This window comes from Mastigocoleus testarum BC008 (genome assembly GCF_001456025.1).
Lineage (GTDB): Bacteria > Cyanobacteriota > Cyanobacteriia > Cyanobacteriales > Nostocaceae > Mastigocoleus > Mastigocoleus testarum.
The window spans coordinates 86732-108691 of sequence record NZ_LMTZ01000083.1 but is presented as its reverse complement, the minus strand read 5'-3'; the positions used below and the strand labels follow the sequence as shown (position 1 = coordinate 108691).

16 protein-coding genes are annotated in these 21960 nt (G+C 35.8%); 10 read left to right on the top strand and 6 right to left on the bottom strand.

The annotated features are described in order from the left end of the window. Window positions 1–61: 61 nt before the first annotated feature. Window positions 62–622, bottom strand: coding sequence for an HAD family hydrolase (locus BC008_RS48300; RefSeq protein ID WP_058183534.1), 561 nt, complete (start codon window positions 620–622; stop codon window positions 62–64). A gap of 284 nt (window positions 623–906) precedes the next feature. Between BC008_RS48300 and BC008_RS13200 the strand changes: the two genes are divergently transcribed. Then, window positions 907–1191 carry a DUF427 domain-containing protein gene (locus BC008_RS13200; RefSeq protein ID WP_027846277.1) on the top strand — a complete coding sequence of 95 codons (285 nt, stop codon included), beginning with the start codon at window positions 907–909 and terminating at the stop codon, window positions 1189–1191. Window positions 1192–2026: 835 nt separating this feature from the next. Beyond that, on the top strand, window positions 2027–2734 hold the full coding sequence (locus tag BC008_RS13195) for a tetratricopeptide repeat protein (RefSeq protein ID WP_027846276.1): 708 nt from the start codon (window positions 2027–2029) through the stop codon (window positions 2732–2734). On the opposite strand, the gene BC008_RS13190 is transcribed toward BC008_RS13195, so the two are convergent. Then, window positions 2705–3172, bottom strand: coding sequence for a MarR family winged helix-turn-helix transcriptional regulator (locus tag BC008_RS13190; RefSeq protein WP_058183535.1), 468 nt, complete (start codon window positions 3170–3172; stop codon window positions 2705–2707). The two genes, BC008_RS13195 and BC008_RS13190, sit on opposite strands and share 30 nt — an antisense overlap. A gap of 27 nt (window positions 3173–3199) precedes the next feature. Beyond that, window positions 3200–4993, bottom strand: a complete 1794-nt coding sequence (locus BC008_RS13185; protein ID WP_027846275.1) for an ArnT family glycosyltransferase — start codon at window positions 4991–4993, stop codon at window positions 3200–3202. Between the two features lie 323 nt (window positions 4994–5316). Here BC008_RS13185 and BC008_RS13180 point away from each other — a divergent pair, with 323 nt between their 5' ends. The 6 genes from BC008_RS13180 to BC008_RS13155 all read left to right on the top strand — a co-directional run bounded on the left by BC008_RS13180 (window position 5317) and on the right by BC008_RS13155 (window position 10964). Further along, window positions 5317–5964, top strand: coding sequence for a class I SAM-dependent methyltransferase (locus BC008_RS13180; RefSeq protein WP_027846274.1), 648 nt, complete (start codon window positions 5317–5319; stop codon window positions 5962–5964). A gap of 372 nt (window positions 5965–6336) precedes the next feature. Further along, the gene (locus BC008_RS13175) at window positions 6337–6855 is read left to right on the top strand and encodes a hypothetical protein (protein WP_027843481.1); all 519 of its coding nucleotides are present in this window, start codon (window positions 6337–6339) and stop codon (window positions 6853–6855) included. A gap of 54 nt (window positions 6856–6909) precedes the next feature. Continuing rightward, window positions 6910–7797: a hypothetical protein gene (locus tag BC008_RS13170; protein ID WP_027843482.1), complete on the top strand. Its 888-nt coding sequence runs from the start codon at window positions 6910–6912 to the stop codon at window positions 7795–7797. A 905-nt stretch (window positions 7798–8702) separates the two neighbouring features. Further along, the gene (locus tag BC008_RS13165) at window positions 8703–9482 is read left to right on the top strand and encodes an RNA polymerase sigma factor SigF (RefSeq protein WP_027843483.1); all 780 of its coding nucleotides are present in this window, start codon (window positions 8703–8705) and stop codon (window positions 9480–9482) included. A 331-nt stretch (window positions 9483–9813) separates the two neighbouring features. Next, window positions 9814–10704: a hypothetical protein gene (locus tag BC008_RS13160; protein ID WP_027843484.1), complete on the top strand. Its 891-nt coding sequence runs from the start codon at window positions 9814–9816 to the stop codon at window positions 10702–10704. An 11-nt stretch (window positions 10705–10715) separates the two neighbouring features. After that, on the top strand, window positions 10716–10964 hold the full coding sequence (locus BC008_RS13155) for a hypothetical protein (RefSeq protein WP_058183536.1): 249 nt from the start codon (window positions 10716–10718) through the stop codon (window positions 10962–10964). Between the two features lie 59 nt (window positions 10965–11023). Here BC008_RS13155 and BC008_RS13150 read toward each other — a convergent pair whose 3' ends face one another. Then, a complete protein-coding gene (locus BC008_RS13150) occupies window positions 11024–12616 on the bottom strand; it encodes a glycosyltransferase family 39 protein (RefSeq protein WP_036265550.1) in 1593 nt (530 codons plus the stop codon). A 222-nt stretch (window positions 12617–12838) separates the two neighbouring features. On the opposite strand from BC008_RS13150, the gene BC008_RS13145 reads away from it, so the two are divergent. After that, window positions 12839–13846, top strand: coding sequence for a TIGR00341 family protein (locus BC008_RS13145; RefSeq protein WP_201026115.1), 1008 nt, complete (start codon window positions 12839–12841; stop codon window positions 13844–13846). A 609-nt stretch (window positions 13847–14455) separates the two neighbouring features. Next, window positions 14456–17494 carry a hypothetical protein gene (locus tag BC008_RS51305; RefSeq protein ID WP_058183537.1) on the top strand — a complete coding sequence of 1013 codons (3039 nt, stop codon included), beginning with the start codon at window positions 14456–14458 and terminating at the stop codon, window positions 17492–17494. Window positions 17495–17565: 71 nt separating this feature from the next. On the opposite strand, the gene BC008_RS13135 is transcribed toward BC008_RS51305, so the two are convergent. Both BC008_RS13135 and BC008_RS13130 read right to left on the bottom strand, forming a co-directional pair. Beyond that, window positions 17566–20718 (bottom strand): AAA family ATPase, encoded by a 3153-nt coding sequence (locus tag BC008_RS13135; protein ID WP_027843489.1) that lies wholly within the window; start codon window positions 20716–20718, stop codon window positions 17566–17568. Continuing rightward, window positions 20715–21953 carry a metallophosphoesterase family protein gene (locus BC008_RS13130; RefSeq protein ID WP_027843490.1) on the bottom strand — a complete coding sequence of 413 codons (1239 nt, stop codon included), beginning with the start codon at window positions 21951–21953 and terminating at the stop codon, window positions 20715–20717. Before BC008_RS13130 ends, BC008_RS13135 begins: the two co-directional genes overlap by 4 nt. Window positions 21954–21960 lie beyond the last annotated feature (7 nt).

The window sequence follows — 21960 nt, the reverse complement described above, 5'->3', positions numbered from 1 at the left end:
ATTACTCATTACTCATTACTCATTACTTGTTACTCATTACTTGTTACTCATTACTCATTACTCACAAAAACCTTTGGATCCAATTTTTTGTGTGCACAAATTCTATTTGAGCATTTCTTGCTGCACCTTCATCTTCCGGATAATTACCTATCATCCAAGATAAATCTAAGTCGACATCATAATCTAAAGATGCCAAAAATATCATTCCTGCTCCTGGTTTGCGGAATGCGTATTTTTCTTGCAAATGTAACTCACTTGCTTTTAAATACTTAGAAATTTTGACTGCTCCTTGACGAGTTACCCGCCAGCAGTTAATTCCTTCGGAGTGAGAGCAAAAATAAATTGCACGTAATTGTGATAGTAAAGATAAAACATGCTGCATCTTTGCAATTATGTGATCGAGATGCTTGAAAGGTTCGTCAGTATCTAGATCCATTGATTCCCAATCTGCTTGATTACTAATTCCTATCATTAACCAGGACGGTTCTTGGTTTTGGTAATAATTAAGCGCAATTTCTACACCTGGTAAAACTTTTACGTCTTGAGGATGTTCCTTCAAAGAATCACTAGCAATATTTGTTGTCAGCGTTTCATTGATATTGAAAAAAATAGCTCTTTTCATGTATTTACCTCACCAGTTTAATTTGTAACCGCAGTCATAAAAGTTTGAAAACTACCATTGAATTTACTTATCGATTGATCTAGTAATTGCTTATATATTTGTTGGGAATTTATTTATTGAGTTATTAATTTATTGACTTATTGATTTCTTATTGACTGATTTCAAATTATTTCTAGGCGCATATAGGTAAATTATTTACTGAGTGCGGATAATTATTTGCTATGAAAATAGTCACCTTAAGATTGATAATGTTTTATGTACCCAATTACTAAATAAACAAATTCATGGCAAAAGCAATTTGGAATGACACGGTTCTAGCACAAAGTAATGACACTATAGTTATCGATGGTAATCATTACTTTCCCCCTGATTCAGTTAATAAGCAGTATTTAAAAGAAAGTAATAAACATACTATTTGTCCTTGGAAAGGTACTGCTAACTATTACGATATAGAAGTTAACGAGCAAATAAATAGAGATGCTGCTTGGTTTTATCCCAACGCTAAGGAAAAAGCAAAACATTTTGAAAACTATGTTGCATTTTGGCGTGGTGTAAAGGTTGAAGCTTAACAAGCTGGCATAAATGGGAACATTTATGTATTGTTTATATCTTTGTAGAAAGATTCAGTTGTTTTGATGCTGGTGTTGCTGACAGATGTTCCCACAAAGTACTGATGCTAGTACCTATCAAAGTTATTTTCAAGTCAATTAAAATATTGAAAATTCCTAAGCAGCCAGCATTTATTTTCTTCAATTCTTACAATTGAAACTCATAATACAATCCTGATAAAGATATACACCTGAGGGATATATTACTGAACTTGGTAAATGCACAGATACAAAAATATAATTTTTGAAAAAGAGCTAAGGATTTCTTTCTACTTCGGAAATTTAGATTTATAACCTGGGATTCAGAATTTCATATTCAAAAAGTGTGACGAAGAATCTAGCTTTAATTATTTGGATTAACCAGCTAAATATTCGTAGTTGGTTTTTAATCATTTGATGCTTTACGTCTACTCAAAAATTCAAACACAACTCTAAAAAGTATCTAACGCTGCCAGCTTACTAGATGCACTCAGAGAAATCCAGTCTCTTTACGAACAATATAAAGAGATATTTTCAAATAATTGAAATTTTGTCGCCTAGGACACTTACAGTAACAAATTTAATCACTTCGTGCAACTTCCCTTGGTATTTTTAAGAAGATTAAATAACTGTTACAGAAAACAATAAGGTATAGTATTAGACTAGACAAATCGAGTGAGAAGTCATAGCAATAATTAAGTCATGTTTGGGAATCAAATAAATTGAGGCTTGTTATTGACCAGCAAACTTCAAAGCAAACTTTAAGTAGACAAACCTTAAATGAAATAAATACAAATCTACTAGAGAACTCTAGTTTATGAAGTTTTTGATTGGGCGAAAATTTTTACTTGGTGCAATTATTGTTAGTGCTTTGCTTGGGAGTATTACACCAGTATCAGCAGCAAATTCTGCAGTTGAGTATCGACAGTTAGGATTGTCATATCGACAACAAAGACGCTATTCCCAAGCAATTGCAGCGATGCAAAAATCAGTAGAACTCGAACCAGAAAATGTCATGGGACGAGTTAATTTGGGTTGGACACAACATTTAGCGGGGAAACAACAAGATGCAGCAATTTCTCTGTGGAAAGCAATTTTTCTGCAACCACTATTTGTTCCCGCTTACAATGCATTAGGAATTGTATACCTAGTTGATGGTAATTTACCTTTATCAGTTACAGTTCATACTTGGGCTGCAATTCTCAAGCCAAATAATGAAATTGCGTATTTCAACTTAAGTTTAGCGTTACACAGACTCAAAATTTATCCTTTAGCTATTGCTGCTGGCAATCGAGCTACTATCCTGGAACCAGATAATCCCCATCCCTTAGTTGCGAGTGCAATTTCTTACTGGGATAGTGGCGATCGCATTTTTGCACACAAAGCTTATCATCAAGCAATAAAATTGGATTCCAGATACAAAAAAACTACATTTCTGAGTTACTTGAAACAAGCAGCATTTACGCCAGAACAAATTCAAGTCACAAAGGAAATATTAAGACAAATTAGCGATCGCCAAATTTAAAAATTGAGAAAATACTTCCTGCTGTTCGTGGGAAATCCCATACATAGCTTCTTCTCGCAATTCTACAGCCAGTTGTGGCAGTACGCTCTGTAACTCTTTTCCTGCATCTGTGAGAAAAATACGCCATACCCGGCGATCGCGAGAATCTCTTTTACGAAAGATTAGATCGCGTTCTTCCATTCTATCGAGTACGCCGGTTAAAGTTGCTCCTACTTGTTTAAGTTTTTCACCAATACTAGAAGTAGATAAACCATCTTCTTCCCACAAACAACATAAAACAATCCAGTGAAAAGGAGTTAAACCATATGGTTCTAGTCGTTCGGAGAATCTACGAGCAAGGAGTTGAGAAAGCAGCTTAACTCGGTAACTTAAACTATATGGAGCTCGAATTTCCTGCCAAGATTCCAAGGGTTCTAGTTTATCTGATTGGGAAGCCATTAGGTGAATTAATACACTTAAAGATAATTATTTGTCTTTTGGCAAAACTTGAACTAATTTATACTTTTTTATACTGCCAATCACACGAAAATCCTGAGAGAAGTTATTTATTTGTTTTGCTTTGATCCATGTGTAGCTATAATCTTCTAATTCGGCAGTAGTTGTAACCTGACGACCTGGAAATGGTGTATAAAAGTTTATTAGTACTCCAGTTTTGCCCCCGACCTGTAAAAAGTTAACTGAATTATTTGCTAAAACCTGAGCGATTGATGGTTGCTGAATAAAATTTTTGAAATCGGTGTTGTAGTCTCCTAATAAACCGATACTACCAGCAACAGCTAATGTTAACCAAACAGGAACTAGCCAAGCAGCTAACCAGTAATTAGCCGAGAATAACTTTTTACCATAGTAATAACGACCAATCCATACCAAGGGTAAAATTAACCAACCAGTTCCCAATATTAATGTCAGAGTTGCATATTTACGAATATCTCCATTAATCCAAATGAAAACTACAATACTGGCTAAGAATAATATTCCTCCTAAAATACCAAAAATATAACTCAGAGCTTGAGGCAAAATTTTTATCAGCTGATACCCTTTAGAAGAGTACTTTTTAGAACCTAAAGTTTTGGTATTTAAAGTTTGAGCATCTAAGGCTGGAATATCTAAAAGCGCTAATGGAAAACGAGATTGTTGATTTTTCCTACTAATATTATTTGGCTTAAATTGATTATTTTTGTTTTTATTATTTTTCAGTTTTTCATTTATTTTTAAGTTATAAATTTCAATTAATTTGCTTAATCCTACTGCTGCAAGCAAGGCAATAAATGGATAAATTGAAAGACTATAATGAGATAATCTTGTAGAAAATAGAGTTAGTTCGCTAAGTATGACGATTGGAGTTCCAACCAATATCAATTTATAGTCTTTGACTGGCGATTTTATTACTAAAAATGAACCAAAAATAGCGAATAAACTCCAGGGGAAAGACTTAATTGGAACGTTCCACAAATAATATCCAATTCCATTTCCATAACGTTCTGTGGAACTCAGACGTGCTGCAAAATTAAATAATTCCTGCCAACTTTGTTCGCCATAATGTAACCAGCTTAAATATACCCAAATTAATGTTGGAATCAATCCAACAATAGCCCCTAGATATATTGTGGGGTTTTTTAAATGCTTGTGGCGATGATTCTCAATAATTAAATAGGGAAATAAAGCACTGAAGGGAACCAAAATCATAAAGCTTCTGAGTAAGAAGCCTAAAGTTAAACATAAACCAAAAACTGAACCCCAAATATAACTAATTTTTGATTTTTCTTCCGCTTGAAGTAAGGCAAAAATCGCCAGTAAAACCAAGAAAATATAAGGTATATCAGGCGTTCCTAATCGACAATATTGCAACCATAGGAATTCTACAGATAAAATTACTCCTGCCAACCAAGCAATTTTTGGGCTGAGCAGAATTTTACCGATTTCATATATTAGTAAAATGCTGATGACTCCCAAAATAATACTCGGTAAACGAGCACTAACTTCACTTATACCAAACAAGCGAAAAGCACTTGCAACTAACCAATAGTAACCAGGAGTTTTATGGTGAGGATTGTCCCAGGGATTTATCCAGTCCCCAGAGTCTACCATTCGGCGCGATCGCACAGCATAAAGTCCCTCATCATGAGCCATTAAACTCTGTTGCTCGGAGTTGAATAGTAAAAGTGGGAGAACCCAAAACAATAAACTTAAATAAGGAAATCCTCTCCATTTCCAGAGAAATTGGTAAATATTTTGGATAGAACTGATTAGCGAAACCATTAACTTCAAATCACCTGAAACTTTTGAGAATAATTTGTAAAGTTATATGACGTATATTTAAAATATATAAAGCATTCGACTACATACAAAATGTCGCTTGCTTCGTTAATAGCTTTTTACAACTTCTTATTCGCAAATAACAAGGGCTTTGATGTAAAAAGCAAAGATGTTGATAAACCAGAGTACTTTTCTCGAGCATTTATTAAACAAGTGAGCGTTAAATGTTAACAATTTTAGTAATTTGACTTTTAAAAGCTTTGAACTTTGAGTTGTGAACTTTGAGTTGTGAACTTTGAATTTTGAACTGTGGACACTGAGATTATATGCTGCTAAGACCAAATCAACGTACCAAATTAGACGATACAGACGATAAATTATTTTATGACTATCCGCGCTTTGTCACCCATGTAGACGAAGGCTTCATCAAACAATTAACAGACTTATACTCTCAGCGCCTAAAATCAAATACTCGAATATTTGACATGATGAGCAGTTGGGTATCCCATCTTCCTCCAGAAATGGAATTTGCTCATATTGAAGGACATGGACTCAATGCTGAAGAATTAGCACGGAACCGATGCTTAGATAATTACTTCGTGCAAAATTTGAATGAAAATCCCAAATTACCCTTAAAAGACCAGGAATTTGACGCTGTCCTCAACTGTGTATCCGTGCAATATTTACAATACCCAGAAGCTGTATTTTCGGAAATATATCGGATTCTTAAACCAGGAGGAACCGCAATCATCAGTTTTTCTAATCGGATGTTCTTTCAAAAAGCAATTCAAGTGTGGCGAGAAAATTCCGAAGCAACAAGGGTAGAGTTAGTTAAGCGTTACTTCAAATCTGTAGAAGGATTTAGTTCTCCAGAGGTAATTATTCGCCGAGCGAGTGTACCTAATTTATTCCAATGGTTGAATACAGGTGGTGGCGATCCGTTCTACGCTGTAATAGCCCAGCGAGATTTTTAATATTACAGAATTTGGGAGACAGAAGTTTAGAAGTAATGAGTAGTGAGTAGTGAGTAGTGAGTAGTGAGTAGTGAATTTTATACTTGAATTTCTGCTTATTGCTTGTGAGTTAGTTACTTGCAATCTTCTGTAAGCGATCAGTAATTAAAAGTTAATACTTGAGTGAGTCATATCACTACCCATTACCCATTACCCATTACCCATTACCCATTACCAATTACCAATTACCCATTACTTAAACGAGAAAATTACAGTATTTAACACTTAATCAATCAATTAATTAATAAAATATAAATTTTACGTCTCTTTTCCTCGTAAAGTGTTCGCTATTGGCTGAAAATACAATTATTCAAGGTATAGGAAGTAAAAAATATGCTTGTTAAGCGTGGAAAACAAATACTAGCTGCATTACTAATTTCCTTGTTGTTACTGACAACAACAACAGCTTGTGCGACTAAAGCACCAGGGCGTTTTGACCAAGTACAGCAGGAAAGCAGTCGTCAAAGAAGTGGTCAAGCAGTTGCAAGAGATGCAACTCAAGGTAGTGAGTTTAATAAATTCTTTCCTAAAGCTGCAGATGGATATCAACGGGTATATACCCAAGAGAAAAAAGGTTTTGCTCAAGCTAAATTGAAGAGAGACGGTAAAGATGTGGCGCTGTTATCAATTTCCGATACTAGTAGCAATCCTGCAGCTGCAACAAAGTATTCCAATAGCGATAAAACAATTATCGGATATCCCGCCGTTCTAACTGGTAATACTAGAACATCAATACTGGTTGATAACAGATATCAGGTAGCAGTAATTTCTAGAGACCCCTCATTTACGGCTAGCGATCGTGAAGATTGGATCGAAAGATTTAATCTTAGGGGACTAGCACAACTCAATTAAGTGCTGTCCGATATATTTTAATCAAGCCAACCATAAAGTAATCAGGAGACTACTGTGAGTAAACCAATTTTTGAATTGGTAGATGAACTACCAACAGGCGGCTTGACCGTTTCCATGCTTAATTCCCTAGATTTCGCTATGCCGGGGAAGTGGGAAAATGTAGTTGGCTTTGTCAACACTATTAAGCATATTACCGGAGAAACAGACGAAAGTTTAATTCAAGCAATTGGCGAACGGGCTATATATCTTTATAATGATCGTTCTCAAGGTTATCAGCGGGCTATGTGGCTTTACCAAACCGTTGACAGCACCGATAAAATGTTGGGTACGGCAGCTTTAGCAAATAAAGTTGGGGAAAAAATACCACTCCTAGGTTTTTTAAATCGAATTACACCCAAACCTGATAAGGCTCAAACTATCGATCTTTCCTTGAAACTGGTGGCTGAATTATTAGCTTTTTGCCAGATTAACGGTATCCCCGGCGATAGCATCGGCGATTTTGTTGGTTCCTTGGGTGAATATAGTGGCGAGTCTTTAATGCGGATGGTCGCACTAGTTTGTGTGGATGGTTTGATTCCTCTCGGTCCAGACTTCATTAAACAAACCCAATCTTTTCTCAGTCGTACATCTCCCCAAGAATTAGAGGAAAATAAAACCTTTGATAATCTTAGGGAAGCAATTCCAGGTAAAACCGCTGAGGGTAAACTTAATTTTATTGGTTCAAGCTTTGATTCTGTCAAAGGTTGGATGTCTGGTTTAGTATCGTCTCAGGATTTAACTACTGACAAAGTTGCTAATAGGATCCAGAATTTTGTTGATGTGGCTGACAGTAAATTAGACTATCTTGCTGCATTCTTAGATTTGAGTACCAATTACTATGAGCACACGGGAACTCAAACCCTCGCCAGACGTTTAATCGAACGTGCATTTGCGGAAATTTAAATTATTCAGCCATTTTCGAGCGACTCACTTTCTTGTAATTACTGGTAATGGGTAATGGTTAATATAAAATTTCGAGTAAATTTTTGAGCTGCAGTTACTAACCTAAATTTTCACCCCAGACCATCGAGTAAATAGAGTGTCGAATATATATATAAAGCATGTAAGAGTGTTATTCAATGGCACTCTTATTTTTTTGGGTGCTTTCTATTTTAATTTGTCTTTAGCTAAGGGCTTTTCTAAGCTATATATTTACTACGCTAAGCTTTAAGTGTTTATATCAGCTACAAAGACTAATTTTCAACAAAAATTCTCCAAAAAATTGATTGATTCTGAAAAATTTTGACGAAATTTATCATTTTTTTGGATTATGTCTAAATATTCAACAAATAACTGCCCGATTTAAATTAAGTACTATTTCGGTTTGAGATTGGGTAAGAAATTTAATATCTTGGCGTTATGTCTTTTGAAATCCTTGGCTTTTAAGCCATCACTAATTAAATAAACTAGAAAATTTTAATAAATCAATCGCCAATCTCAATCCGGGTTTATTCTCAAAGTACGGGTCATGATAGACAAGTGATTTTTCGTGTAAAGTTTTCAGCATAAGATTTTCAAAGTCATGAGATTTTCCGCACAAAACTTTTAGCACAAAATTTGTAACTTGTCGCCATAGATATTTTGATTGGTAAAGGTAGCGTCTTAGTCTGACACACTATAACGTTGGCGAATTTAAGCTTGTATCTTTATGTACGTGATATGAGCAAGTTTCGTGTACCTTTTTTCATTCCTTAAAAAATGAATGAGCATCACTCAACTAATATACAACCCGTTCGCCAATAGAAATGAAACCGAATGTATGGTGATTATTCATTCAAATAATTGTGTGAGCAAGATATAAGGTGCCCATGCCTACCACCATAGTTAATAACGAACTTAAGCACGAAATTTGGCAATTTTTGCGGGAATATCAGCGAAATCCTTCTGCCGAGATTCGTAACAAATTAGTGCAACTTAACTTTGGATTAGTGAGAAAAGAAGCTCACTATTGGATAAATCAATGCCAAGAAAACTACGATGATTTAATTCAAGTAGGCTCCTTGGGTTTAATTCGGGCGATTGAAAAATTTGAGATTTCCAAGGGTCATGCATTCAGTTCTTTTGCAATTCCCTATATTCGCGGTGAAATCCAACACTATCTGCGAGACAAGGGTGTTACTGTTAGAATTCCTCGACGTTGGTTAGCACTACAACAACAAGGTATAAAAGTTTCTCGTTCATTACGAGAACAATATAACCGCCAACCAACTGACTCTGAAGTCGCAGCAGCATTAGAAATTTCCATATCTGAATGGCAAGAAATTCAATTAGCTTGGGCTAACCGCGCGCCTCTAAGTTTAGATGTACCAGTGCAAGATGGAGATGATAGTTCTGCTTGCTTGGGAGAGTTAGTTCCTGATCGCCAATACCACAGTTTCCAGTTAGCGCAAGAGGACCGAATTCGTCTACAACAGTCGTTGGTACAACTAGAAAAACGTACTAGAGAAATCTTGGAGTTTGTTTTCTTTCAAGATTTAACTCAAAAACAAGTCGCAGAGCATCTTGGTATTAGTGTAGTTACTGTTTCTCGTCGTGTCAAAAAAGGATTGGAGTCTCTGAAAACAATAATGATTGGAACCGATGATTAGTTATGAAATAAAGTATCCAGGCTAAACTTAGAAAGGAATTTTGATAGACTCTACTCTCATTCATAACCTTTGAGGTGGGGTCTCAATCATTGGTAAGATAGGAAATTTATTAAAGATATCCTGATTTGGATTTGGATGGATATTCTTTCCCAAACATCTCAAAATTATCATTAAGGGATAGGGAATAATCAGCCAGTATTTTAACTGATTGTAAAAGTCTTATTTGCAACTTTTGACTGCCAGAAAATTAGGTTATAACAGTGACAGGTTTTGCTTTTAATACAAATCTGACTGACAAACCTATTAACAATAAGGCTTTTGAGAACAGCTAATGGGCAAAAATTTAACAATCTTAGTTGCAACTATCCTGGCTTTGGCGATCGCTGGATGCTCTTCCGGAAGTGAAGAAGCTAATAATTCAAATGAAGGTGAGGAACAAGCTCAAAAAACGGAACAACAACCGTTTAATAATCCTGTTGTAGCTCCTAAAAAAAATACTCCTGATTTACCGACTGTAATTACAAGAACGCCAAATTTAATTAGTTCTACTGATAGCACCGAAAGGGCAAATATTGTTGCAAAGGGACGAAAAGACCCATTCGCAAGAATTATATCCCCCATAATTCCTACTGCGCCAAAAGAGACTGATGAAGTAATTGTTGCGCAAGGACAACAAAAACAGCAAAAACCGGTACCGAGCTTACCACCACTTAGACCAAAGAGAAGTCGGGTTATATCTGCTTCTACCGGACCGAATTTAAAACAAAAATTATCCACAAAGATTGCGAACAGGAATTCAAAATCAAAACAAGCAACAAAGATAGCTACCACAAAGGTACCAAAACCAGTTTCCGTAGTACCAAAAACTTTACCAGCAGTTCTTCCTCAACCCGACCTTACTTCTGTGTTACCACCCCCACCTCAACCCGAATTAGCAAGAGCGGTGGAAGTTACAGGAGTTGTTTTAGTTGGTGGTAGAGCACAAGCTATTATCAAGGTTCCTTCTGAGCCAACTAGTAGATATGTGAGTTCCGGTGCTAGACTTTCCAATGGAGTATTTGTGAAGCGCATCGAAGTTAATGAGGGTTCCGATCCAGTGGTTATTCTGGAACAATATGGTATTGAAGTAGCCAAAATGGTTGGAGAAAAGAGTACATCTCAAAGTATCGAAGCTTCCCTAAATGTCCCGTCTCCATCCCAAATTGCTACCGGTTCTACCTAAAAATTTCTATTATGTCGACAATTAAAGAGAAAATAGAATTTCCTGATTTACCCTTAGCTGTATATCGGGAAGTCGCCGCACATTTACGTCAAGTAGATGGAGTGAAAATCGATTTAATTCCTCAAACTTCCACCGAGTTTGATTACAACCAAAGTCAAATTGCTGGTTTATGGCTCGAGCATGACGAAAATCTCGATCCACAAAGTCGGCTATTAGTAGACAAAATTTTGGCTTATTATCGAAATCGCCATAGTTGTTAAAACCAAAAAATAGGTAAACAAGATTATTCATTTTTGGAAAGTCCCTAAGACTTTCCCTCTTACCTAATTAGTTTCCATAAGGGTGCATTATGAGGATTTTTTACCATCTCTACTTTGGCATTATGTTGTTGTTCGAGGATTCGTTGAAAATCTTCTCTCGGATAATGTAAGAATATGTCGCTAAAACCATCAGCTATTTTTTGAACTTTTGGATCGGTTATCGACTGGAACTTAACTTTTGGTTCTAGTAAATAGCTAAGAGATATTATATTACCAGCTTTAAAGTCAGAAGTCTCGCTGACTAAAAGTGGTGAATTTGCTTGATTGATTATTTTGGCTATGTAATGGTTGTGATAGCTAACTTTCTTATTCCACCAAGTTTCAGATTGAGAGCTTACTGTACAAGAAATAACTGCACCAGAAATTAGGACAAGCATTATTCCTCGCCATACCTGCTGTCTTAATATATTTACAGCAGAAATTTTAGTAGCAAATAAGTAAGCTACTGCTAATTGAATACCTATGTAAACAGGTACAAAATAACGACTTTCAGCTGAACGAATCCCCCCAAAAATTAAATCTGGTGCAATTAGAAACAAAGGCGTAATTCCAATCAGTGCCAAAATAAATAACCAAACCTGTTGGGTAGTATTGCGATACAGAAAATAAATGCTATATCCTACCAAGAACAACAAAAGTGGTGGCACTAAATAAGTAAATGGATGTTCAATATCCAGACCAAAATCCAGGAAGATACAACTTAAGTGCAGACCCCAAATTTTGAACAAAAATAATATCGGTGTTTTTATTGTTGTCCAATGTGTTTGTTGCTTGACTCTAGTGAAGTTAACAATAATAACTAAAAACCAAGGGATGAAAGCTATAACTCCTACAAGAGATGCAAGCAGATAAGCTGTAAAAGTCCTAGTAATCCTGTACCCTTCAGTTGCAAATACATAGACACCATGTCCAATAGCAACAAATGCAGAAAATAGAAAAGTGTAGAAGCTTAGCACCAAACTGACTGCATACATACTCCAAGACAAAATCGGCAATTTTGTGTCTTGATTTTTTGTTTGACGTATAGCTCGCAGTAGTGCAGCACTTGATAGCAAAATGGTAACTGTCCAGAGACTGTACTCACGTGCTTCTTGGGCGTAGAGAACATGAAAAGGAGAGACAGTGAAAATTGCAACAGCAACCCACCCCACCAGTGAAGACTCGAATAATTCCAGGCTAAGCCAATAGATGCTAGGAAAAACTAGTAGGCTTAGAGCAGCAGATAAGCTTCTAGTCACAGTAACAGAACTACCAAAGAACTGCATCCAAAATCTCACCATTAGGTAATAAAGTGGTGGATGTTCGGGATGTTTTATCAAAGCATCAATCGTGTCATTTAAGTTTTTCTCAGGACTAAGGCGTTGATACTTCTGTAAATCTGCTATGCTAATAACATTACCATTGAATACTTGTTCGCCCACTTCTTTGCCTGTGTAACCAGAACTCCGCATTGAGGTGTAAACTTCATCGTGCCAGTAGACTTTGCGATCTAAATTGACGAAACGAAAAAAAATTCCTAACACTAGTAAGGAAATTATGAGAATAAGTAATTTTCTTTGAGGAAGCGGCCTAGAAATATTAAGCTTAGTCACAGAATTAAACGTCCTTGTCAGATATTCAGGGACGTTTTTTAGCGTAATACAGAATTATGTTAAGCATATCCCCGTTTTCTAAACGGGGGATTTAGCCTTTGTCCAAAATAGGACTCGACAAGGATTACTTAAAGACCTATATTTAGTCCGCAAGATTTACGTAAGCCTTTCTTAGGGAGTATTTATTTAGTATAAATTATGTCATTATCTTAGAAAAAGATTGTGGATACAGTAATTGTCATGAGTAAGACTTGGCAATTGTTTAGAAGCTTTGGATTGGGTGCAATTCCGATTTTGAAACTCAGAGAATCTTTACTTCAAGATGCTGAGCTAAACCAAAATTACTTAGTACTTATAGTCAGTTCTTGTCTAATTGCAACTTTCGGATTGTTAATTAACAGTACTGCTGTAATTATCGGTGCAATGATTATTGCTCCTTTAATGTCGCCGTTGAGAGGATTGTCATTCGGCACTTTAGAAGGAGATATAAGGCTTTTACGCAGTAGTTTCTTATCGATCGCTATAGGGAGTCTTCTAGCGATCTTCTGCTCTTGTTTAGTAGGTATAATCCTTGGCTTACCCCAGTTAGGTTCTGAGATTTTAGCAAGAACCCAACCAACTTTAATCGATTTGTTAATTGCAATTGTTGCAGGTGGAATTAGTGGTTATTCTAAGATTCGTCCCTCTATTGGGGATGCGATACCAGGGACTGCGATCGCAGTAGCGCTAATGCCACCTCTTTGCGTTGTTGGCTTATTGCTTTCCCAGGGAGAATGGGATTCAGCTTGGGGGGCAATGTTACTATACCTTACCAACCTCATTGGTATTAATTTAGCTTGTTTAAGCGTTTACGTTTTAGGTGGATACGCTAGGAGTAACGAACTGGGTAGAAGTCTTTCTTGGGGGATTTCTTTTATTTTGATTGTCATGCTCGCTATTCCCTTGGGAATTAGTTTTTGGCAACTAATTAGTCAAGCTAGAGTTAATGAATCGGTGGAAAAGATTTTAGTAGCTCGTTCTCTCGTAGATCGCCAAGACGTAGAAGTAATCGATTTAGATATTAACTGGCGCACTAAGCCACCTATAGTACAACTAAATGCAAGAGCTATTGAACCAATTACACCTAAAGAAGTTGCAATGGTAGAGGATTTGTTAGAGCAAGAACTTGAGCAACCCTTCACTGTTGTTTTTGATGTAACACCTTCTCGACTGGTTAAATCTGAAAGGTAAATGCAGGTAACGATGGGTCAAATGTAATTTTTAACACACCTCATTTCAAATTCATAATTGATTAATTCATAAGTCATTAATTCACAAGTCATTACAAACGTTCTTGCAAATCGGTCAGGGACGTTTTTTGTACAATCTTTAAGTTTAAGGAAAGATTTTTCTTTAAAAGTCGTTGAAAATACTTATTTTTTGACTGATGAATCTATTCCCATCTTGTATGGTAAATAAAGTTTTTCCTCCAAACTCCTTATCCGTAATGACTTAACCTCGGACAAAAAGTACTAAAAGCTACCAATTACCTTCATTTAATCAGCGTTTTTGCAGTCACAAACAAAATCATTCACATTCAGTCAAGCTAACCATACACTTTAAATCAAATGAAAATAATGCAAAAGCTGTTTTAAATTGCAATTGACATCAATAAAAATGGATGTAAGTATAATTTAAAACTACTTATTAACTAAAGATTTTAATATAAAGTAATTAAAACTGCTTACTAGTTAGAAGTTTTGATATAAAGTGACTAATTTACAAGTGAAGAAGTTAAACTGACAGACAAGTTAATTTAACATATCAATCTGTGCCATAACTGTCTAAACATCACTGACAATGAAAGACTGGCAATTTCTCATACAGAAACAGGGCGAACACTCTTGGAATCCTTTGGAATCGACAAAATTAGAGATTTCGGCGGGAAAGTACAGGCTGGTGGCTCGCTCAAATCTTGCCAATACGGATGTAGAAGTGCGAGTTACGCATTCATCTACATTGGAGATTCCACCAAAACGTCGCGTACAAAAACGAACTTGTCGTACTAATGCAGATGGTTTAATGGCGGTGATTCCTTTCACTTTCTTTAAACCCGGTCTTTGGGAGATACAATGTTCTGGCGATTTGATGTCGGATATTCTCGGTCAATCTTGGCAATTTCGTATAGAGTTAGAAGTCTTACCTCAAGATATAGATACAAAAGTTGAGAATTCCTCCGCCCCAGAAATATCTGCAAACGATAATTCAGCAACCATAAGCCAGAATTCTGACGAACAAACCCACAGCAGGAAAATACTCAATGCTGTAAAACACGCTAAAAAATCTCTTTTAGTTCCTACTTCTACTTCAGTCAATGCTTCATCTAAGCAAGTAGATCGAGATTTGGATGAGACGAACTTAAACTCGTCTATAACTGATAAGAATAAAATTTCTACGAAAGAAAATAATATAAAAGAAATTACTATATTAGATAAGCAGACAGATGCTGTTCGTGATGCTGAGACAGTATTAGTAAGCAAAGAACAAACAAAAGAACAAACAGCAGAAAAACAAAACTGTCTAAATAGTAAAGAGGTAAACGATCCAAATATCTCCGATCGCAATGAGATAGCAGAAAATACTTCCAATGATGATGACGATTTATCTTCTACAGCCTTAGCGATTGTACCGCAAACTAGTTTTGCGGTAACTGAGTTTGAATTAGAAACAGAAGGTTATACGATTATTGACGCACCTGTAAGCCCGGTTTGGCTTAAGAGTGATTCAGTAGAACATATTTTACAAAACTTAATAGATTTAGCTTTACCAACTGAGGATTATTTACTTACTCCTGAGCTGGAGATTGATAATTCTGTTGATTTAGCTCCAACATTACCCTTACAGTTAACTTTAGCCCAAGAAAACTACGTAATTAATTGGGGAGAATATCTCACTGTTGAAGGAAAGGTTCAGCTAAAAGAAATTACCGCTCCAAGTTGTGGTGAAAATTCTTGTGACGAAAACTTAAATGTTGGTGAAGGCTCTGATTTAGAGAGTGTTACTGCAGGAGAAATTAAAATTGAACTGCGATCGCCATTGAATGGGGAATTACTACACGAAGTCAAGCAATCTTTACCAAAAAAAATATTACCATTTGAGATTGCTTGTTCAATTAAAATCCCGTCTGAGTGCGAATCAAAACTAATTTTAGCCAGCATTAGTTTATCTGGGATGTTGGGAGCAATTGAAGAAGTAGTTATTGGAGAAGCTGAAATTTTAGCTACTCAACCTTTTACTATTACAGCTAATATTACAGAATTATTAGCAGTTGCAAATTCAACTCAACGTAAGGAACTTGCTTCTCCTGAAGCACCAGTTTTACAACTAGCAGCTGGTGATGAGAATAAAGCTTCTGATTCAGATTCCCCCAATCTCAATTTAGAACTTTTAAATCTGGTTAAATCGATTCAGCCCTCAAATTCAGAATTTGAGAATTCGGAATTAATATCTAATTCAGTTTCTACAAATTCTATCTCTACAAGTTCAGTTTCTATAAGTTCTCCATCTAAGGTAAAATCTGCACCGAAATCGATATCCTATCGTATTTCTCAAAGACCAAGGTTGACGAATTCACAACAGGATTTGATTAGCTCTACCCATTCAGAACATTCTTTAGATTGTACCGAAGCCAAAAGCACGACTTTTCCTTTTTTGAGACGTCTTCCAGTTTTGGTTAATGAAGAAGAACTTGTAAATCAAGATTGCGATCGCGATTTTGATTCTACTGATTTACCTTTAGATAATTTGAAGTACGAAAGTTTTGATGAACCTTTGAACGATCCATCTTTACAAATTGGACAGACTGAAGTAGTTCAAGAAACCAATCGACTTCAAGAAACCAAACAAGTTCAGGAAAATGAAATTGATGACAAACATTTTCCTTTATCTGCATCAAACTTTGATAATTTAGCTGAAAAGTCAGAATTGGAGATCACTTCAGACCAAGAAACAACCAGTAATCTTTCCTCAGAAACAAATTTATCTGAGATTTTATCCAATCTTACAGAAACTACTTCTGCAGAAAATTTACACTCTTCTCCTTTAATTCGTCAATGGATGGAAAGTCACGGACATATTCCACCCCAACTTACTGATAACTTACATCAACGGGAGAACACCGAAATATTTTCGACCATTGAAATCGATTTTCAGACTAGCGAACATAATTTCATCGAAGCACCTGAAGCAGCAGATAATAGGAGTGAAGAAACAGCACCTACTTCTTTCCAATCAGTTTCTTCCCAGTCTGTCTTTTCTAATTCACGTGACCTACAAACTGAGTCGTCCCCTCACATCTTACAATTAGCAGCATCATATGCTCAAAGTAAAGTTGAATCAACCTTCCTTGCAAAAGAAATTGTTGTAGATGACATTGAACCGGTTGAAGTAGAAACTCAACTCAATACCCAATCTCATCCCCTATTACAACCATCCATAACACCAGGAACTTCTTTGGGAGAAATCTCATTTGTTGAAACACTACCTACACCAAAGCTACAAATACCCCAAGGAGAACTAATATCTGGTACCTCAATTAGAGTAAGGGTACAACTTCCTAAAGTTGAGGAGCAGGTTGCAGTCAAACTATGGTTAGAAGACTGTCAAACACGTTCTTTACTATCAGGTCCTCACCTAATAACGAATTTACTTCCCCATCCAACAAAAGGATTGGAAGCTATGACTTTACTGCATATACCATTTGGTTGTTTAAAAATTCGGATTGAGGCGATCGCAATAGATTTACTGACTCAGCAAGAAAGTCATAAATTCTCGATTATGAGAGAGGTGATTCCTCCAAATTTACCCAAAATTCGATTGGATGAATTAACGCAAATATAGTAATTGGTAATTGGTAATTGGTAATGGTTATTACGATTAAAGTAACGTTCTTAATTTTATTATTTTTGGTGTTATACAGGTTCTAAAAGCCTTACTTTTGAGGCTCTATCAACTAATTCAATGGAATAACCATTAGAAAAAGCAGATGAAAAATCTTCTAAGTGCGAAACTAAAATGATACGTTTTAGTCGATGTTGCAATTCGTTAAGTTCTTGAATCATATCATCGCGCCCATTTTTATCTAAACTACCAAAGCCTTCATCGATAATGACTGATTCTATTTGACGCGTGCTTTGTCCTGCATATTGACCAATAGCTAGTGCTAAACTAACAGCAACTCTAAATCGCTGACTACCACTAATTTGAGCTATTGGTGTGGGGTAGGGTCCTACTTCTTCGTTATATGCTTGTAAATCTAGTGCTTTGTTAGAGTCACCAGCTGATTTCTCTGCTTCTGCACGTAATTCTAATCTCATTTTTCCCCGAGATAAACCGTCTAAAATCTCATTAGCAAGCTGCACAATAGTTTGTTCTGCATCGCGTAGTAATTTCAATTGCAGACCTTGTTTCCCATTACCTAGCAAATCGCAAAGTATTTTGTATAAGCTTTGGTTGCGTTCTAGCTCAAGTTTTTTTTCTTCTAGTTGCTGGTAATGCTCGCATTTGTTATTCAGTTGATTTAAGTTATTTTGAGCATTCTGTCGATTGACATCAAAGGTATCTCGCTCGGATTTTGCAGTTGTAAGTTCTTGCTCAATTTCTTGGATAGCGCGTCTTGCTTCGCTAGGTAATTGTTCGATCTGGTTAGTTATTTTATTAATTTGTTGTTGGAGAAAAGTTACCTGTTGGCTGGCAATATTTAATTGGTTGGATAAATTCTCATACTCCGTTAGTACTTTTCTTTCACTATCTAACTCTTCTAGCTTTTCTTCATCTATGTTTGTTACTGATTCTTGCCACTGAGGTGGTAAGCTTTCTGAATCAGACTGTAAGCGGCGTTGAGTCTCATTTTGAGAACCTTTTTTATCGCTTAAATTTATTTGGTGATTTTGTAATTGACGTGACTGTATATCAAATTTTTCATTAATTTTTTGAGAATTTTGAATATTTTGCTTTTGCTCTTTATTCAATGATTTCAGGAATGTTTGTAGTTCTTTTTGTGATTCTTGTAATTTATTTTTTTCACCACGTGCTTTTTGAGCATCAGATAGTGATAAATTTTTTTCAAGTTCGATGAACTGTTTATTATAGGTTTGATATTCTGTATTTAATATTTGCCATTCAGAAAATTGATTGCGTAGACTTTTTAAATTTTGGGTATGAACTTTTCGGTTTATTAACTGTATATTTAACTCTTCTAAATCTGCTTCTGTTGGGTAACTAGTATCAAGCCAACCTAAATCATCATCTATTTGATATGGAGACACATTTACCTGATAAGTTACTGGTAAGTTGCTAAATGCATTCTTTATTTGTTCGGTATACTGTTTAATTTCTCGTTGTGCTTGATTCAGCTGATTTTGCTTTTGGTGACAATCTTTATTATTGACTTGAATTTGTTTGTTTAAATCATCCAATTTTCTTGAGAGTAAATTAAGATTATCCTGCGCTTTGTGATGTTCGTTATTCAGACTAGTTAAATTAGCTTTAGCCTCTGCTAACTGATTATCTAGACGTGATTTTTCTAATTGAGCGTGTTCGGGTGTAATCTCTTGTCCGCATAATTCACATATGGGTTGATGAGATACTTCTTCAAAATTATCGCGTTTACTAGAAGCAGCTTTATACTCAGTTTCAATACGAGTTATATTGTGAGATAAATTTTTCTCAGTTTTACGAGCATTTGCAACATCAGTATTTAGTTCTTCTTGTTGGATTTGATATTGTTCTAACTGAGTTTGCAAATGCTCTAAATTTTTATGCGTTTCTTCTTGTTTTTGTACAGCGTCTATTAATTTAATACGTCCCTGAGCTAGCTGTCTTAACCAAGGTAATGTTTTTGCGATCGCATCTAATCCTTTTTCTTCTGACTCTGCTTTTTGCAATAATTCCTCTAAATCAGAAGGAAAAACAGTTAAATCTTGTTTTAAATCTTGTAATTTTTTTTGAATCGACTCTAATTGTGATAGCTTTTCAACTAAAGGCGTTAATTCAACTAACTGTTCGGCAATATTATTACTATCCTTTTGTTGATTTTCAATTTTTTGGTTTATTTCTTCTATTCGCTTATTAATTTCATCTTTCTCTGCAGATTTTAAATTTAAATCATCTTTTACTTGTTGACATTTCCGGTTAAGTTTTTCAATCTCGTTCTCGTTATCAGTAATGCGTTGACGTTGTTCAATAATAGAACTCAGTAGGGGTAGTACAGTTTCTAGTTCTTTGTAGCGCGTGAATTTTTGTTCTATCTCGTCAGTACGGGTTATCAATGCTTGATATTTTTGTAGTTCGCTTTGCTGTTCTAAAATTTGGGAATTTAGTTCTTCCCATCGTCTAGATTGCTCAAGTAAACTTCCCAAACTATCGACTTTGTTCTGCGATTTTTTCCAATTCTCCTCAGTTAACTTTCGGACTTCTTGAGCCGCATTTAATTCTGCATCACTTACTTTATCTGATGATTCCAATTGTGATTTAAGACTTTTTACGTGTCCTTCACAATCTTTACGACGAGCATCTGCTAATTTATGTAACTTGTCGTATGCTGTTAAATCTATTAATTGTTTGAGTATTTCGTAACGTGCAGATGGCGCAGCTTCAATCAATTTGTCACTTTTACCTTGAATGAGTAGTATGCATGATGTAAAGGCTTTATCGTCTAAACCAATAGCGCGTTTAACCCAATCTTTAAAACCTGAATCACTGTCTGTATTTGCTACTGGTTTATTGCCAGAATTTCCTTTTGATGACGAATCAATACGAAAAACTTCTCGTGTCGCTTTTCCACGTCTGGGAACTATTCTACGAATACAATACGCCTGTCCATCAATAAGAAAATCAAATTCAACAGTTAACGCATCAGCTTGATGATTAATTAAGTCTTTTTGAGTTTTTGAACTTCCACCGCGATGACTTCCATATAAAGCAAATCTAATCGCATCAAAAATTGTTGATTTACCGACACCATTTGCTCCTGATAGTACCCACAAGGGAGCGCCATCAAAAGTTAACACTTGACCTTCACGATAGCTCAGAAAATTTTCAACATAGACTCGAACTGGAATCATATTTCTACCTCAGAATTATTTACAAATTGTTCATCAGCTAATAATTGTTCTGCCAATTTCAATACAGCATCTTTGTCTTTATGTCCTGCTAATTGTTGCTGTAAATAGGTGCGTACAGTTGTTGCTACATCTTGTCTATCGGCAATTAAAGTAGAAAGTTTGGGAGATATTGATATACCATCAGGAACTATTTTCCGATCCCACCAACGGGGGAAGATTTTATCCAGTTCGCGACAAATTGCATCCCGGTTATGCTCGCCTGGTTTGTAGGTTAATTTGTAATCAACTAAAGCTCTGTCTAATTCTGAATATTTATCTTTGAGGCTAGCAATTTCTTCTGGATTGTTAATTTCGATGCGATATATTGGTGTAGCGTTAAGTGGTAAACATACAGGTTCTTCAGTCCGACCTCGAGCATCAATTTCAACTAAAACAACACTTTTTTCATCATCTCTTTCTCCATAGTCCAGACGCTCAATGCTACCGGAATAACGCACATGGGTAGTACCAGCTAAAGCTTGTGGTTTGTGAATATGACCGTAAGCAGCATAAGCCCAATTTGTAGGAATGTCTCCTGCTTCAAAAACTACATCTTCAGTTTCACTGATGCGATAAAGATTATGTAGCTCGCTTCCACGAATATGTGCGTGACCAACTAGTACGCTTGGTAATTGAGGCTTAACGTATTTATTCTTCATACGGTCAATTCTTTCAAGCATAGCCGTATGAAGTGAGATATTTTTCTCACCCATACTTTTGTAGTTTGTCTTTTCATCTTTTAAATAACGTGACGAAGTTGGGTAAGGTGTCAAAACAAATTGGACTTTTTGACCAGCTTTATCTTCTAGTAGTAAGTAAGTCGGTTTTGCTGCTAAATAAAGTCTTCCGGTTGGTCTCGAACCTGATTTTTTCGGGTCTATTGGATCGGCGAGGTCAAGAGCAAGACTCATTAAATTAAAAAAAGCTTCATTATCGTGATTACCACTGATGGTGACAATTGTGCCACCATCTAGCAAAAATGGCTTGAATACCTTATTTACATCCCCAACAGCAGATTTTAATTCATCGAGACGGTTGTACTGACTAAATAAATCGCCAGCAACAACCATTACATCTACTTTGTATTCGTCTAAGTATTTGGCAATTTCTTCTAAACGTTTTACGATGTCGCCTTGGCGGGATATTCGCCCCAACTTATCGTTTAAATGCCAGTCAGATGTGTGTAAAATTCGCATCTTATCT